This window comes from Microbacterium sp. NC79 (genome assembly GCF_019061125.1).
Taxonomy (GTDB): Bacteria; Actinomycetota; Actinomycetes; order Actinomycetales; family Microbacteriaceae; genus Microbacterium.
In genome coordinates this window covers 1448066-1462955 of record NZ_JAHQYI010000001.1, presented here as the reverse complement: position 1 = coordinate 1462955, position 14890 = coordinate 1448066, and the positions used below count along the sequence as shown (strand labels likewise).

The window sequence follows — 14890 nt, the reverse complement described above, 5'->3', positions numbered from 1 at the left end:
CTCACTAAGGAACGACTCCTCACGTTATGAAGACCGCGGATATCGCCCAGCGTTACCTGGACTACTTCGAGAAGAACGACCACACCATCGTGCCGTCGGCATCGCTGGTCAGCGATGACCCGTCGATTCTGTTCACGATCGCTGGCATGGTTCCGTTCATTCCCTACCTCTCTGGCGTGGTTCCGGCCCCGCACCCGCGCATTGCAGACGTGCAGAAGTGCATCCGCACCAACGACATCGAAGAGGTCGGTAAGACGGCCCGTCACGGCACGTTCTTCCAAATGCTCGGCAACTGGTCGTTTGGCGACTACTTCAAAGAAGAAGCCATCCGGATGGCTTGGGGTCTTTTGACGACGCCAGAAGCTGACGGCGGCCTGGGCTTTGACCCTGACTCTCTCTGGGTCACGGTTTTCGAGACCGATGACGAGGCATCCGACCTGTGGCAAAAGGTTGCCGGTCTTCCGCTGGAACGCATTCAGCGGCTGGGCGCAGAAGACAACTACTGGCACACTGGCCAGCCCGGCCCGGCGGGCCCCTGTTCTGAGATTTACTACGACCGCGGTCCTGCCTATGGCAAGGATGGCGGCCCGGCCGTCGACGACAACCGATTCCTGGAGATCTGGAACCTCGTGTTCATGCAGGATCTCATCACGAACGTACGCTCGAAGGTTGACTTCGACATCGTCGGCGAACTGCCGCACAAGAACATCGACACCGGCATGGGTCTCGAGCGCGTCGCTTTCATCAAGCAGAACGTCGAGAACATGTACGAGATTGACCAGGTTCGCCCGGTCCTGGACAAGGCTGTCGAACTGTCCGGGCGCGAGTACGGTGCAGACGCTCAGGACGACGTGCGCTTCCGCGTGATCGCCGACCACGTTCGTAGCGCCATGATGCTGCTGAGCGATGGCGTCACGCCGTCAAACGAGGGCCGCGGCTACATCCTGCGTCGCCTGATGCGCCGCACGATCCGTTCGATGCGCCTGCTCGGCGTTGAAGGCCCGACGTTTGCGCACCTGTTCGCCGCATCGCGTGACGCGATGAAGGAGAGCTACCCGGTTCTGGAGACCGATTGGGCTCGTATCGAGCGCTACGCACTCGGCGAAGAAGAGACCTTCCTGCGCACGCTGACCGCTGGTTCCGCCATTCTCGATGAGGCTATTGACGAGACCAAGAAGTCCGGCGGAACCACGCTGGCTGGCCCAGAAGCTTTCCTCCTGCACGACACCTACGGTTTCCCGATCGACCTGACGCTGGAGATCGCTGAAGAGGCAGGCATCACGGTTGACCGCGGCGCGTTTGATGAGCTCATGCTCGCGCAGCGTACGCGTGCCAAGGCTGATGCGAAATCGCGCAAGCGTCAGATCGCTGACCTCACCGTGTACTCCGAGTTCCGTTCGCTCGGCGAGACGGTGTTCACGGGCTACAGCGACCTGGAAACGTCGTCGCGCGTGCTCGGCATTCTCGTTGACGGGCTGCCCGTCTCCGTCGCCCGCGTTGGCGACATCGCCGAGGTTATCCTCGCCGAGACCGCACTGTACGCCGAGTCTGGTGGCCAGGTGGCAGACAAGGGCACGATCGTCGGTGACGGATTTGAGCTCGAGGTTATCGACGTGCAAAAGCCCGTTGCTGGCCTGATCAGCCACACCGTTGAGGTTATCGCCGGAGAGGTCACGCTCGATGCGGCAGCGACCACCGTTGTCGACGCCACTAATCGTCGCGCCGCACAGCAGGCGCACTCGGCAACGCACCTCGTGCACGCAGCGCTCCGCGACACGCTGGGCAAGACAGCGACGCAGGCTGGCTCGCTGAACCGTGCCGGCTACATGCGTTTTGACTTTGCCTGGAACCAGGCGCTGAGCGCTGAAACCAAGACCGAGATCGAAGAGATCGCGAACAACGCTGTGCAGGCGAACCTGGAAGTCACGACCCGCATCATGTCGCTTGACGATGCCAAGGCCGCTGGAGCCATGGCGCTGTTCGGTGAGAAGTACGGCTCGACCGTGCGCATGGTTGACATCGGTGGCCCGTGGTCGCGTGAGCTCTGCGCAGGCACACACGTGTCGACGTCTGCTGAAATCGGCCTCGTTAGCGTCATTGGTGAAGCATCGGTCGGCGCATCCAACCGCCGCATCGAAGCTCTCGTCGGACAGGACGCCTTCCGCGAGCTGGCTGCCGAGCGCGCCCTTGTCAACGAACTGACTGCCGCGCTGAAGACCCCGCGCGACCAGTTGGCGACTCGCATCGCCGAACTCAGCGCAAACCTGAAGAGCGCAGAAAAGAAGATTGCCGCGTTTGAATCGCGCGCCCTCGCTGACAAGGTTCCGAACCTCGTCGCTGGGGCCTCGACGCGAGACGGCTGGACGATCGTCGCGGAGAACCTCGGAACCGTGGGCTCAGCTGACGATGTGCGTGCACTCGTGACGCAGGTGCGTGAGCGCTTGATGTCACAGCAGGCCGTCGTTGCTCTTGCCGGAATCGCAGGAGACCGCCCGGTCATTGTCGTGGCCACGACTGAGGCAGCTCGCGGTGCTGGCGCCCAAGCAGGTGCCCTCGTCAAGATTGCTTCTGGCATTCTCGGCGGCGGCGGTGGCGGCAAGCCTGACATGGCGCAGGGTGGTGGCACGGACGCGCAGGCGATTCCGGCAGCCCTGGACGCTGTTGCTCGCGCGGTAGGGGCCGCGTGAGCGAATTTCGTCGCGGAACCCGCATCGGTATCGATGTGGGTAAAGCGCGCGTCGGGGTCGCGAAATGCGACCCCGACGGCATGCTTGCGACGCCGGTAGAAACAGTTCCGCGCGATGAGCGCGCAATTGCCCGTGTGCGTGAGATTGCCGATGATTACAGCACGCTGGAGTACGTCATTGGGCTGCCCATGAACCTCCGCGGCGAGGACACGCCGTCAACTGCCGATGCTCGCGCGTTCGCCGAGGAGTTGGCTCTGGGAGCGACGATTCCCGTGCGCATGGTGGACGAGCGACTCAGCACCGTGACGGCGCATTCGGCATTGCGTGCCTCAGGTCGCAATCAGAAGAACTCACGTAGCATTGTCGATCAGGTCGCAGCAGTGGTCATTTTGCAGCACGCTATCGACACGGAAAAGCGTTCAGGAACCGCCCCCGGGTTCTTGATTTCACCCGAATCGGAGCCTCGGTCATGACGACTCCCACCAACGACGATCAGCCGCGCCCGATGTCGCGCCGTGAGATGCGTGAAGCCGCCGCCCACCGGGGCAAGGCACCCACGCCCGTTCCGCCCACGGCACCTGTCATGCCCGCGGCAGACGAGGTTCCGACGTCGTCCGTAGCGGAACCATCCGCGCCTGCCGCTGCAGAGGTTCCGGCTTCGTCGCCTGCCGCAGATGCCGATCTCGCACGGCAAGCGGCAGAACTCTTTCCCAGCCGCTCGGATGTGTCGGCGATGGCCATGCGCACTGACGCGATTCGTACTGACGCCAACAACGACGTGACGCCGGAGAATCCCTTGACTGACATTTTTGGCGATCACGCCGTGGCCGCACCTAAGAAGAAGAAGCGTGCTGGCTGCATTGTGGCGCTTGTCGTCCTGCTCGCACTGCTCGGTGGTGCCACTGCCGGTGGTTTCTGGGTGTGGAACACGTACGGCGATAAGATTCAAGACTTCCTTGGCATGGGGGAGTCGAAAGACTACGAAGCAGGCATCGCCGAAGGCGAGGTCATGTTCACGATTCAGCCGGGTGACGGTGGCCTGCAGATTTCGTACGCACTGCATGAGGCAGGCGTCACGAAAACCGATGAGATCTTTTACGACTGGCTGCGCGAGAACCCGCCGACGCCGACTTTCTACCCTGGCACCTACAAGCTTCAACAGAAGATGACGGCGGCGGCAGCGGTCGAGGTCCTCGGCAATGTCGATAACAAGCTCGCAAACGCTGTGCTGCTCCGTGAGGGCGAGACACTTCAGACTATTCTTCCGACGATCGCGGATTCGCTGCAGATTCCCATTGAAGATCTGCAGGCGGCGACGGCGGATCCTTCCGTCTATGGCGTCTCGGCTGCGACGCTTGAAGGCTGGCTGTTTCCGGCTACCTATGAGTTCAACGAGGGCGTGACGGCGAACGACGTCATCACCACGATGGTGAACCGCACCTTGCAGTCGCTTGATTCCGCTGGCGTGCCAGTCGAGGAACGTCAGCGCATTCTGACCGTGGCGGCCATTATTCAGCGTGAAGCGGGCGCAGGCGACATGGGCAAGGTTGCGCAGGTCATCTACAACCGCCTCGGCCCGGAAAACACGGAAACCTTTGGCCTGTTGCAGATGGACTCGACGGTCGCGTACGGCGTCGGCAAGCTGCATGACGGCGTCGTGGCAACGACGGACGCCGACCGCGCCAACGACAACCCGTACAACACCTATCTGCACCCGGGCCTGCCCGCGGGCCCGATCGCAAACTCGGGTGATGAAGCGATTGACGCCGCGATGCACCCCGAGCCCGGCCCGTGGTTCTACTTCGTAACGGTCAACCTGAACACCGGAGAAACGGTGTTCTCAGAAACCTATGCGCAGCAGCTTGAGGCTGAAGCGCTCTGGCACGACTGGTGCGAAGAAAACCCTGACTCGGGATGCTACGACTAATGAGGTCGTTGCAGGTGTGGGGCGACCCGATCGCGCACAGTCGCTCTCCGTTGCTTCATACTGCCGCGTACGCGGCGCTCGGACTGGATTGGCAGTACTCTCGCCGCCAGGTGACCGCCGAACAGTTTGACGCTGAACTCGCTGGGCTCGACGACTCGTATCGCGGGCTGTCGCTCACGATGCCGCTCAAAGAAGCAGCGTTTGCCGTGGCCGGATGGCGCGACGAAAGGGCCGAGCGCACCGGCGCCGTCAATACGCTTTTGCTCGGCGCAGGCGCACCGCGCGGCTTCAACACCGACATCGGCGGCTTTCTTGGCGCCCTGCGTGAAAATGGTGTGACCGAGATCACCCGCGCTCGCATTATCGGGGCTGGGGCGACCGCATCCAGCGCCATGGTGGCGTTGGCCGAGGCCGGAGCTGAAACGGTTGAGGTGATTGCCAGAACGCCCGCGAAGGCGATGCCCATTCTTCATGCCGCAGGCGCACTCGGCATTACCGCTACGGCAATTGCGATGGACGATGTTTCCCGCTTCGGCGAGGTTGATGCGACGATTGCCACATTGCCTGGCGGAACCATGATTTCGGCTGCCAGCGCCGAGCGCCTTGCAGAAACGGGGGGAGTGCTGCTCGACGCGGTCTACGCGCCGTGGCCGACCCAGCTCGCCGATGCCTTTGGTTCCGTGGGCAAACCCTCCGCATCTGGAGAACTGATGCTGCTGCATCAGGCGCTCCTGCAGGTGCGTGTATTTGTGAATGAAGACGTCCACGCGCCCTTGATGAACGAGGACGTCATCTTGGCGGCAATGCGTGCCGCGCTCATGGGAGACTAGAACAATGCTTCGTGTTCTGACCGCAGGTGAATCTCACGGCCCCGAGCTCATTGCCATCATGGAGGGCCTCCCGTCTGGCGTTCCTATTGCGATGGACACGATCAGGGCAGACCTCGCCCGTCGCAAGCTTGGCTATGGCCGCGGCTCGCGGATGAAGTTTGAAGAGGACGAACTCACGATCTCCAGTGGCGTGCGTCACGGTTCCAGCCTTGGCAGCCCGATTGCGATTCGCATCGGTAACACCGAATGGCCCAAGTGGCGCGAAGTGATGAGCGCTGAACCTGTCGAAACGACTGAGCTGTCGCGAGGACGTGGCGCGGCCCTTACGCGTCCGCGTCCGGGGCACGCAGACCTCGTCGGCATGCAGAAGTATGACTTTGATGAGGCGCGTCCCATCCTTGAGCGTGCCAGCGCCCGCGAAACGGCCGCCCGCGTCGCTCTCGGTGCCATCGCACGCTCCTTCCTGAGCGAACTCGGCATTCGCCTCGTCAGCCACACGCTGTCGATGGGCCCGGTGCGCGTGCCAGACACCATGCCGTTGCCGACCGCAGACGACGTCGACGCGCTGGACGCTGACCTGTTGCGTTGCTTTGACCCCGCCACGAGCGAGGCGATGGTCGCCGAGGTTGATGACGCCCGTAAGTCAGGCGACACGGTCGGCGGTATCGTCGAGGTGCTCGCCTACGGGTTGCCGCCTGGGCTCGGCTCACACGTACAGTGGGATCGCCGTCTCGACGCGAAGCTTGCGCAAGCGCTCATGAGCATCCAGGCCATCAAGGCGGTCGAGGTTGGTGACGGCTTCGAAACCACCCGCCGCCGTGGTTCCGCAGCACACGACGAACTGCACCTGTCTGACGGAACCATCACGCGCTCTTCTGACCGCGCAGGCGGTATCGAAGGTGGCATGTCGACAGGCACGCTGCTGCGCGTTCGTGCTGGCATGAAGCCGATTGCGACAGTGCCGCACGCGCTACGCACCATTGACGTGGCGACGGGTGAAGAAGCCACGGCGCATCACCAGCGTTCCGACATCAGCGCGGTTCCTGCTGCCGGTGTCGTTGCCGAAGCGATGGTCGCGATCACGCTCGTCGACGTCATCCTGGAGAAGTTCGGTGGCGATTCGCTGGGGGAGACCCAGCGCAATATCCAGAGCTACCTTGCGCACATTCCAGAGACGCTCAAGACGGCAGACGCGAGCGACGCGTCATTGGTATGACCGCCAGAGCAATCGTTCTGATCGGCCCCATGGGCGTCGGAAAGTCCAGCATTGGCCGCAAACTCGCCAAGGCGCTTTCACGCACGTTCACCGATACCGACAGCGTGATTGCGCGTGAAAACGGGCCGATTCCGACGATCTTTGCCGAACACGGCGAGACCTATTTTCGCGAGCGTGAGCGCGATGTCGTGGCACGAGCTGTCGCAGAAGGCGGTGTTGTCGCCCTGGGCGGCGGTGCACCGCTGAACCGGCAGACCCAGCGCCTCTTGCGCGAGCACTCCGTCATTCTGCTCGACGTGTCCGAGACCGTGATCGCCGGGCGTATTGGCCAGGGTGAGGGACGCCCGTTGCTTGCCGACAGCGATCCGGTGGAGAAGTGGAAGCGCCTGCGCGCTGAGCGCTGGCCGGTGTACGAGTCTTTGGCCGATGTGACGTTTGACACGTCACGCGGCCACATTGCACATATTGTTTCGGCGATTGCCGAATGGGTTCAGGAGGAAGAACGATGAGTGAGATCACCACGATCTCGGTAGCGGGTACCCCCGGGTATGACATTACGGTTGGCAACGGCGTCATTTCCCAGCTGAGCGACGCGCTGCCTGCCGGCGCCAAGAAGGTCCTCATCGTCCACACCGCGACGGTCGGTGCTGAGGCAGAAAAGCTACGCGTGCAGCTGTCCGCAGACCGCGAAGTACTGCTTGCCGAAATTCCCGACGCTGAAACAGGCAAGCGCATTGAGGTCGCGGCATTCTGCTGGCAGATTCTCGGCCAGAGCGACTTCACGCGTTCCGATGCGATCATCGGATTCGGTGGCGGCGCGACGACAGACGTTGCTGGATTTGTCGCGGCGACGTGGTTGCGCGGTATCGCCGTCGTCCAGGTTCCGACCACTGTGCTCGGCATGGTCGATGCAGCCGTTGGCGGCAAGACGGGGCTAAACACGAACGAGGGTAAGAACCTTGTCGGTGCGTTCTGGGAGCCCACCGCCGTCATTTGCGACCTCAACTACCTCGCCACGCTGTCGCAGAACGAAGTGACGGCCGGGTACGCCGAGGTCATCAAGGCCGGCTTTATTGCCTACCCCGAGATCCTCGACATCATCGAGGCCGACCCTCAGGTCGCGACCGATGTCACCTCAGCGCCCTTCCGCCGCACGATCGAACTCGCGATTCAGATGAAGGCCGAAATTGTCGGCGAAGACTTCCGCGAGGCTGGTAAGCGTGAGTTCTTGAACTACGGGCACACCCTCGGCCACGCCATCGAGCACTCTGAACGCTACAAGTGGCGTCACGGTGCCGCGATCTCGATCGGCATGATGTATGCCGCCGAGCTCTCGCGTCTTGCCGGCCGCTTGAGCGATGAGGCGGTCGACCGTCACCGTTCGATTTTCGACTCGCTCGGCCTTCCCACCACCTACCGTGGTGGCGCATGGAATGCTCTGCTTTCCACGATGCAGCGCGATAAGAAGTCCCGCGGCGGCATGCTGCGATTCATCGTGCTTGATGAAATTGGCCGGCCCGCTGTCATGCAGGCACCTGACGAGTCGCTACTGTTTGCCGCGTACCAGGAGATCGCCGAGTAATCGGCGCTAACCTGCCATCATGAGTGCCGGAACCATTCTCCTCGTCAACGGTCCGAACCTAAACCTGCTCGGAGTGCGGGAGCCGGAGGTTTACGGAACCACAACACTGGCTGACGTTGAAACGCTGGTTCGCGAGGTGGCTGCTGAAGCTGGTTTCGAGGTGCGTGCGGTGCAAAGCAACCACGAGGGCGTGCTGATCGACGCGATTCACGATGCCCGCACGAGTTGCCAAGGCATCGTCATCAACCCAGGCGGACTCACGCACACCTCGGTTGTGCTGCGTGACGCGTTGACAGGCGTCGCCCTTCCCTTCGCAGAAGTGCACATTTCCGATGTGTATCAGCGCGAGGCGTTTCGGCATCACTCTTTTCTCACTGACGTCGCCGCCGTGCACGTCGTGGGGGAGGGCGTGGCGGGTTACGCGCGCGCCACGCGCGAGTTGATCGCGAAGATCACGCCGCGCTAGCGGTGTCGGACTGCGCCCAGGCGCAATAACGTAGACTGTTTGGCTGGACGCACTCGTCCACCAACCTCACGAACGGACATACATTCCTTATGGCATCGACCGCAGACATCAAAAACGGTGTCGTCCTTTCGATCGACGGACAGCTCTGGAGCGTTGTTGAGTTCCAGCACGTGAAGCCCGGTAAGGGTGGCGCGTTTGTTCGTACGAAGCTGAAGAACGTCGTTTCAGGCAAGACCGTTGACCGCACCTACAACGCGGGCGCGAAGATTGACATCGAGAACGTCGATCGTCGTGACTTCCAGTATCTGTACAACGACGGTGAAGGCTTCGTCTTCATGGACGTTGCTGACTATGACCAGATCACGGTTCCGGCAGCGACTGTTGGCGACGCCGCGAACTTCATGCTCGAGAACCAGATGGTGACGATCGCGTTGAACAACGGCACGCCGCTGTACCTCGATCTTCCTGCATCGGTCATCCTCGAAGTCACCTACACCGAGCCTGGCCTGCAGGGCGACCGCTCGTCGGCTGGCACTAAGCCCGCAAAGCTGGAGACCGGTTACGAGATTCAGGTTCCGCTGTTCCTCGAGACGGGCACCAAGATCAAGGTCGATACGCGTACCGGCGAATACCTGGGTCGCGAAAAGTAAATTGAGCGCTCGTACGAAGGCGCGCAAACGCGCGCTCGATATTCTGTACTCGGCTGACGTTCGCGGCGAAGGCATCGACGTCACGTTGGCCGCTGAAGCCACTCGTGCTGCCGCCGAACCCGCTCGTGCGGCATCGTGGCTCTACGCTCGCGAAATCGTTGATGGCGTCATCGATCACCAGAGCGAAATCGACGAACAGATCGCGACGCATAGCCGCGACTGGAAGATCGAGCGCATGCCGGTTGTCGATCGTGCACTGCTGCGTATTGGTGTGTGGGAAATCCTTTTCAACGAGAGCATCCCCACCGCCGTTGCGATTGACGAAGCCGTCGAACTCGCCAAGGAGTACTCGTCTGACGAGGCCGGGCCTTTTGTGCACGGAGTCCTTGCACGCATCGCTCGCTCTTCGTAAGCACGACGCTTTTTTATCGCGGCCCCGGCTTAGGTCGGGGCCGCGGTGTTTTGTCACGGTCGCCCTCCGATGTCTTACGGGGCGGCACGCGTAGACTCAATTTGTTCCACACAGGAGGTAGAAATGCGGATCACTGGTCTCGGCCACGCTGGCATGTTCATCGAAACCGCGGGCGGTAACATCCTTGCTGACCCGTGGGTAAAGCCCGCGTTCTTTGGGTCTTGGTTCCCATTCCCTGACAACCGTGGCCTCGATTGGGAGAAGTACGGGCGCGAAGCTGACTTCCTCTACATCAGTCACCGCCACCGTGATCACTTCGACCCGTGGCTGCTCGAGACGTATGTCTCCAAAGACATCGAGGTTCTCCTCCCGGATTACCCGACAGACGACCTCGAGCAAGACATTCGAGCGCTCGGGTTCAACAACATCACCTACACCCAGGCAGGCGAGATCATCGAACGGGGCCCACTGCGCCTCATGGTCACGCCACTGCGCGCTCCCTCGGACGGCCCGATTGGTGACTCGTCGCTGTCTGTCGACGATGGCACCGCATCGATTCTGAACCAGAACGACTCGCACCCGCTCGACCTCGATGCGCTGATGTCTTTCGGTAAGGTCGACGCCTACTTCACCCAGTTCTCCGGCGCCATTTGGTGGCCGATGGTCTACGACCTGCCCAACGAAGCGAAGGAAAACTTCGCGCACCTCAAGCGCGAAGCCCAGCACAAGCGCGCCATGTTCTACATCGAAAAGGTTGACGCTCCGCACGTCTTCCCGATGGCAGGTCCGCCGATGTTCCTGCGTGATGACCTCATCGATAACAACGGCCTCGGCCGCAATGGGTCCGTCGGCATTTTCACCGACCAGGTGGAGTTCATCTCACGGATGAAGGAAGAAGCGCCACAGTACGACGGCCACGTCTTCTTCCCCGGTACCGTTATCGAGCTGAACGGCTCAGACATTACGGTCGAGCAGACGTTCTTCTCGCAAGAGGAGATTGATCGGATCTTCGCCGACAAGTGGGCATACCTCGAAGAGCAGCGCGCTTCTCGTCAGCAGGAGATCGCCGACGAAATCGCTTCCCGCGCTGAGGTGCTGGTGCCCGCCGAGATGATGGCGGCGTTGAAGGAGTGGTGGGAACCACTCATGCGTCGTGCGCGCATCATGCGCAACGGCGTTGGTGGTCCGGTTCGCTACACGATTGGCGAGCTCGACATGGTCGTGGACTTCCCGAAGGCGAAGATTCGCGAGTATGCGGGGGAGGACTGCGAGTTCTGGTTCCGCATTCCCGCCGACCTGGTCTCCACAAACATCCGTGATCATGAAATCGACTGGTCCAACTCGATCTTCCTGTCGATGCAATTCCAGACCACGCGTCAGGGTAAGTTCAATGAGTTCATCTACACGTTCATGAAGTGCCTGTCGCGTGATCGCATCGAGTACACCGAAAACTGGTACTCCGAGCAGACCGACCAGACCGAAGACGCTGAAGTGGGCGACTGGGTCGTGCAGCGTCGTTGCCCGCACCTGCGTGCCGACCTCACCAAGACGGGCAAGATCGATGAAGACGGCGTGCTGACCTGCTCACTGCACGACTGGAAGTGGGATCTGAACACCGGTAAGTGCCTGACGACCCAGGGTCACCCGATTCGCGCGAGCAAGATCGGTGACGACGTCACTCACGCCGCACTCGCACCGGCGAACGTCTAACCAACTTTGACGAAAGGACTCACCCACGGGTGGGTCCTTTCGTGCTGTGTCGGCGCGGTAGACTAGGGGAAATCAGCAACCTTTAACACCGTCCAGAGAGGCGGAGAAGGGAGCGGAATGAGCACGCGCACAGTGCTTCAGGAAGCCGATATCACACGGGCTCTCACCCGTATCGCACACGAAATCATTGAGTCCAATAAGGGCACTGATTCCCTCGTTCTGTTGGGAATCCCCACACGCGGCGTCAATCTCGCCGAGCGCATCGGAACTCTGATTTCTGCCATCTCAGGCGAGGCGATCCCCACCGGATCCCTCGATGTCACGATGTTTCGTGATGACCTCGCTCGCCAGCCGGTGCGCAGCCCCGGCCCCACGCACATCCCGGACGGCGGCATCGACGGTAAGACCGTCGTTCTCGTCGATGACGTGCTGTTCTCCGGGCGCTCCATTCGTGCGGCGCTTGACGCGCTCGGCAATGTGGGCCGCCCGCAGGTGGTTCGCCTCGCCGCGCTCATTGACCGTGGCCACCGCGAGCTACCGATTCGGCCCGACTTCGTTGGTAAGAACCTGCCAAGCGCCCGCGATGAGCGCGTGCACGTGCGCCTGACGGAGACAGATGGCGTTGACGAGGTGACGATCGAATCATGAGGCACCTCCTCGATACGCAGTTCCTCTCGAAGGATGACGCTCTGCGCATCCTCGATGTCGCCGAAGACATGGTCGACACGCAGACGCGCGAAATCAGGAAGCTGCCGACGCTGCGCGGCAAGACCGTTGTCAACCTTTTCTTTGAGGATTCAACGCGCACACGCATTTCCTTCGAAGCCGCAGCGAAGCGCCTCTCAGCAGACGTCATCAACTTTGCGGCGAAGGGGTCAAGCGTTTCCAAGGGCGAAAGCCTGCAAGACACTGCGCAGACGCTGCAGGCCATGGGAGCGGATGCCGTCGTGATCAGGCACGGGTCCTCAGGCGCGCCGCGCACCCTCGCGACGAGCGGATGGATCTCTGCCGGTGTCGTGAACGCCGGAGATGGCACACACGAGCACCCTACCCAGGCGCTGCTTGATGCCTTCACGATTCGCAAGCGCCTGCACGCAAGCGCGAGCCGCGGCAAGGATCTTTCCGGAGCCAAGGTCACTATCGTCGGTGACATCCTGCATTCGCGCGTAGCCAGGTCAAACGTGTGGCTACTGAAAACCCTGGGCGCCGAAGTGACGCTTGTCGCTCCGCCGACCCTGGTTCCGCAGGACGTGCGCTCGTGGCCGGTCACTGTCGAGTATTCGTTGGACGCCGCGATTGCCGCCGCGCCCGACGCCCTCATGATGCTCCGAATCCAGTTGGAGCGCATGAATGCCGCGTATTTCCCGACTGAGCGGGAATATTCCCGCCTGTGGGGCCTGGATCCTGAGCGTTTGAACGCTCTGCCAGAGGGTACGATGGTTTTGCACCCCGGCCCTATGAACCGCGGTTTGGAAATTTCATCCGCCGCTGCTGATTCTGAGCGCTCGACGGTGCTCGAACAGGTCGCGAACGGCGTTGCCGTGCGCATGGCTGTGCTGTATCTCCTTCTTGCTGGGGAGCGTACGAACGAAGAACGAGAGGAAGACCGATGAGCGAACGGATTCTCATCTCGGGAGCACAGATTGAAGGCGGAACCACCGCTGACATCCTGATTGCAGACGGAACCATCGTTGAGGTGGGAACCGGGCTGACCGATAAAGATGCGCGTCGCATTGACGCGGATGGCCTGGTTGCTCTCCGCGGTCTCGTCGACCTGCACACGCACTTGCGTGAGCCCGGCTACGAGGCCTCTGAAACGATCCTCTCCGGAACCCGTGCCGCTGCGGCCGGCGGGTTCACCGCCGTGTTCGCGATGCCGAACACATCGCCCGTTGCGGACACTGCCGGTGTCGTGGAGCAGGAGCTCGCACTCGGTGAGGCCGCTGGCTACGCCACGGTACAGCCGATTGGCGCTGTCACTGTGGGGCAGAAGGGCGAGCGCCTCGCCGAACTCGGCGCGATGGCGACCTCGCGGGCCAACGTGCGCGTTTTTAGCGACGACGGCTTCTGCGTGTTCGACCCGCTGATCATGCGCCGCGCACTTGAGTACGTGAAGAGCTTTAACGGTGTCATCGCGCAGCACGCGCAAGACCCACGTCTCACCGAAGGCGCCCAGATGAACGAGGGAGCCGTATCGGCAGAACTCGGACTCGCTGGCTGGCCAGCGGTCGCCGAAGAGTCGATCATCGCTCGCGATGTGCTGCTTGCTGAGCACGTTGGCTCACGCCTGCACGTGTGCCACCTGTCGACTGCTGGTTCCGTCGACATCATCAGGTGGGCGAAGAAGCGTGGCATCAATGTCACCGCCGAGGTCACGCCTCACCACCTGCTCCTCACCGACGAACTGGTTCGTGGATATGACGCCCGCTACAAGGTGAACCCACCGTTGCGACGTCACGAAGACGTCATGGCTGTGCGCGAGGGCCTGGCAGACGGAACCATCGACATTGTGGCTACGGATCACGCGCCGCACCCGTCCGAGAACAAGACGTGCGAATGGTCGGCCGCAGCTAACGGCATGGTCGGCTTGGAGAGCGCCCTGCGCGTTGTGCACGCCTCAATGGTGGAAACCGGCATGCTCGGGTGGGATGATGTCGCACGCGTGATGTCTTCGACTCCTGCTCGTATCGGCGGTCTTGCCGCACACGGCACGCCGATCGCGGCAGGTCAACCCGCCGAGATCACGCTGTACGACCCCTCGGTTCGTGGCACGTTCCAGGTCGGCGACCTTCGTGGTCGGAGTGTGAACTCGCCCTACCTGGGAACGGAACTGCCAGGGCAGGTACGCTTCACGATTCACCACGGGTACCTCACGGTTGCCGACGGCGACCTCGTCGAGGTTCACCCGTGACCCGTGAGCTTGCCATCGCCATCACGATCGGTGTCGGCGTTCTCATCCTGCTCGGCATGGCCTGGGGATGGCGACGACGATCCCAGCGCGACGCCGGTCTGCAAGCCCCGGTAGGCGACGTCGGTGGCGAGATTTACGGATCATTTCATGGTCTGTATGTCGCAACCACCCAGCACGATGAGCCGTTGAACCGGCTGGCCGTGAAGCATCTCGCTTTCCGCTCGAAGGTTACCGCCACCGTCACGTCCGCTGGTCTCAACCTGATCATGCCAGGCGCGCCCACGATCGGAATCGCCGCTGCACAGCTGGTCGGCACCGGCAGTGCCACCTGGACGATCGATCGCGTTGTCGAAAAGGATGGCCTGGTCTTCGTGTCATGGCACATCAACGAGACCACCATCGCCGACTCCTACCTGCGCATGCAGGACTCCAACCCCACAGCATTCTTGGCCGCGCTGGAGCGCGTGCTTCCGACTTCGACTGCAACAGGAATCTGACG

Annotated in this window: 15 protein-coding genes; all 15 read left to right on the top strand. The window is 61.9% G+C overall.

What is annotated here, in order from left to right:
• Nucleotides 1-26 precede the first annotated feature (26 nt).
• The 15 genes from alaS (at nucleotide 27) to KTJ77_RS06500 (ending at nucleotide 14888) form a co-directional block, all read left to right on the top strand.
• On the top strand, nucleotides 27-2687 hold the full coding sequence (alaS, locus tag KTJ77_RS06570; RefSeq protein ID WP_217337643.1) for an alanine--tRNA ligase: 2661 nt from the start codon (nucleotides 27-29) through the stop codon (nucleotides 2685-2687).
• Nucleotides 2684-3160, top strand: coding sequence for a Holliday junction resolvase RuvX (ruvX, locus tag KTJ77_RS06565; protein WP_217337642.1), 477 nt, complete (start codon nucleotides 2684-2686; stop codon nucleotides 3158-3160). Before alaS ends, ruvX begins: the two co-directional genes overlap by 4 nt.
• Entirely contained in the window at nucleotides 3157-4614 is a 1458-nt protein-coding gene (mltG, locus tag KTJ77_RS06560) for an endolytic transglycosylase MltG (protein WP_217337641.1), read from the top strand. The genes ruvX and mltG overlap by 4 nt, the downstream gene beginning before the upstream one ends.
• A complete protein-coding gene (locus KTJ77_RS06555) occupies nucleotides 4614-5444 on the top strand; it encodes a shikimate dehydrogenase (RefSeq protein WP_254367384.1) in 831 nt (276 codons plus the stop codon). The genes mltG and KTJ77_RS06555 overlap by 1 nt, the downstream gene beginning before the upstream one ends.
• Nucleotides 5445-5448: 4 nt before the next feature.
• Nucleotides 5449-6660 carry a chorismate synthase gene (gene aroC / locus KTJ77_RS06550; RefSeq protein WP_217337639.1) on the top strand — a complete coding sequence of 404 codons (1212 nt, stop codon included), beginning with the start codon at nucleotides 5449-5451 and terminating at the stop codon, nucleotides 6658-6660.
• Nucleotides 6657-7169 (top strand): shikimate kinase, encoded by a 513-nt coding sequence (locus KTJ77_RS06545; RefSeq protein ID WP_217337638.1) that lies wholly within the window; start codon nucleotides 6657-6659, stop codon nucleotides 7167-7169. The genes aroC and KTJ77_RS06545 overlap by 4 nt, the downstream gene beginning before the upstream one ends.
• Nucleotides 7166-8242, top strand: coding sequence for a 3-dehydroquinate synthase (gene aroB, locus KTJ77_RS06540; protein ID WP_217337637.1), 1077 nt, complete (start codon nucleotides 7166-7168; stop codon nucleotides 8240-8242). The genes KTJ77_RS06545 and aroB overlap by 4 nt, the downstream gene beginning before the upstream one ends.
• Nucleotides 8243-8261: 19 nt before the next feature.
• Nucleotides 8262-8708, top strand: a complete 447-nt coding sequence (aroQ, locus tag KTJ77_RS06535; protein WP_217337636.1) for a type II 3-dehydroquinate dehydratase — start codon at nucleotides 8262-8264, stop codon at nucleotides 8706-8708.
• An 89-nt stretch (nucleotides 8709-8797) separates the two neighbouring features.
• Nucleotides 8798-9358, top strand: coding sequence for an elongation factor P (gene efp, locus KTJ77_RS06530; RefSeq protein ID WP_217337635.1), 561 nt, complete (start codon nucleotides 8798-8800; stop codon nucleotides 9356-9358).
• 1 nt (nucleotide 9359) lies between these two features.
• The gene (gene nusB / locus KTJ77_RS06525; RefSeq protein ID WP_217337634.1) at nucleotides 9360-9770 is read left to right on the top strand and encodes a transcription antitermination factor NusB; all 411 of its coding nucleotides are present in this window, start codon (nucleotides 9360-9362) and stop codon (nucleotides 9768-9770) included.
• Between the two features lie 123 nt (nucleotides 9771-9893).
• Nucleotides 9894-11480, top strand: coding sequence for a Rieske 2Fe-2S domain-containing protein (locus KTJ77_RS06520; RefSeq protein WP_217337633.1), 1587 nt, complete (start codon nucleotides 9894-9896; stop codon nucleotides 11478-11480).
• A 117-nt stretch (nucleotides 11481-11597) separates the two neighbouring features.
• Nucleotides 11598-12128, top strand: a complete 531-nt coding sequence (pyrR, locus tag KTJ77_RS06515) for a bifunctional pyr operon transcriptional regulator/uracil phosphoribosyltransferase PyrR (RefSeq protein WP_217337632.1) — start codon at nucleotides 11598-11600, stop codon at nucleotides 12126-12128.
• A complete protein-coding gene (locus KTJ77_RS06510) occupies nucleotides 12125-13093 on the top strand; it encodes an aspartate carbamoyltransferase catalytic subunit (RefSeq protein ID WP_217337631.1) in 969 nt (322 codons plus the stop codon). Before pyrR ends, KTJ77_RS06510 begins: the two co-directional genes overlap by 4 nt.
• Complete coding sequence (locus KTJ77_RS06505) at nucleotides 13090-14391, top strand: dihydroorotase (RefSeq protein WP_217337630.1); 1302 nt, start codon at nucleotides 13090-13092, stop codon at nucleotides 14389-14391. The genes KTJ77_RS06510 and KTJ77_RS06505 overlap by 4 nt, the downstream gene beginning before the upstream one ends.
• Nucleotides 14388-14888: a hypothetical protein gene (locus tag KTJ77_RS06500; RefSeq protein WP_217337629.1), complete on the top strand. Its 501-nt coding sequence runs from the start codon at nucleotides 14388-14390 to the stop codon at nucleotides 14886-14888. The genes KTJ77_RS06505 and KTJ77_RS06500 overlap by 4 nt, the downstream gene beginning before the upstream one ends.
• Nucleotides 14889-14890 lie beyond the last annotated feature (2 nt).